The 1,166-nt window shown below is 76.6% G+C and carries 2 protein-coding genes; one reads left to right on the forward strand and one right to left on the reverse strand.

From position 1 onward, the window contains the following. Nucleotides 1-823 (reverse strand): site-2 protease family protein (locus HGA02_RS19940; RefSeq protein WP_168681162.1); only part of this gene is annotated, 823 nt, incomplete at its 3' end. 173 nt (nt 824-996) lie between these two features. Between HGA02_RS19940 and HGA02_RS21335 the strand changes: the two genes are divergently transcribed. Further along, nucleotides 997-1,166, forward strand: a 170-nt coding sequence (locus tag HGA02_RS21335) for a PD-(D/E)XK nuclease family protein (RefSeq protein WP_246248139.1), incomplete at its 3' end; no start/stop codon positions are given.

The following is a 1,166-nucleotide window of genomic DNA, read 5'->3' on the forward strand; positions in this document are numbered from 1 at the left end:
CGCGCGCGACCGAGTCGGCGTGCCCGACGACCGCCGCCGGACGGCCGACCGACGCGAGGGACAGCTGCTCGACCGCGTGCTGCGCGCGCGCACCGCGCATCGCACCCGACGCCCCCGTCCAGAGGAACGCGCCGATGAGCGCACCCCAGACGGCGTCGGTGAGGTCGGGCTGGCCGCCCTGCACGAACGGGAAGACGAACGCCCAGGCGAAGACGCCGACGGCGACGACCCGTCCGCACCAGGCCGCGACGAGCGTGCCGGTGTGCCGGCTGCGCGTCGCCGCCCACACCGCGGACTGCAGGATCGCGCCGCCGTCGAGCGGCAGGCCCGGCAGGAGGTTGAACAGCCCGACGAACCCGTTGGAGAACGCCCCGGCGAACAGCAGCAGCCCGAGCAGCTGCCGCGTGCCGACGGCGTTCGCGGCGCCGAGGAACGCACCCGCGAGGACCAGGTTCGCGACCGGCCCCGCGAGCGCGACGAGGGCGTTGGTGCCCGGCGTCGGGGCGGCGACGCCGAACGTCGTGTGCCCGCCCCACAGCGTGAGGACGAACTCGCGGGGCTGCTGGCCGCGGGCGCGGGCGACGAGGCCGTGCGCGAGCTCGTGCACGAGCACCGACGCGAAGAGCAGCACGACGAAGACGCCCGCGACGACGTACACGCGCCCGCCGAGGTCGGGCGACCACGAGCGCACGGTCGGCGCGAACAGGAACGTGAGGACGACCGCGGCGATCAGCCAGCTGGGCGCGAGGATGATCGGTGCGCCGGCGACGCGGCCGATCACCCAGCCGGAGGTGCGCGGCGCGGCAGGTCGGGGGTCGCTCACCGGGCCAGCCTATGCGGGACCCCTGGGCGTCCCCTGCACGTCCGGCGTGCGGTCGGTCCCGCGGGTGCGGCGCGCGGCGCGGTGGGTCGGGAGCGTCGGTGGCGCGCCCTAGGCTCGGTGACGTGAGTGCGCAGGACGTGGTGGCGGTCGACCGGGACGAGGTCGTCGAGGAGCTGGTCGACCAGGCGGTCGAGCAGGCGGTCGAGCAGGCGGTCCGCGTGCGCCCGCCGTCGCGGCCGGGCCTGTCGCCGTCGCGCGCGAACGACTTCCTGCAGTGCCCGCTGCTGTTCCGGTTCCGGGTCGTCGACCGGCTGCCCGAGCCCCCGAGCGCCGCCGCCGCACG

It is taken from the genome of Cellulomonas septica (assembly GCF_012396155.1).
Lineage (GTDB): Bacteria > Actinomycetota > Actinomycetes > Actinomycetales > Cellulomonadaceae > Cellulomonas > Cellulomonas septica.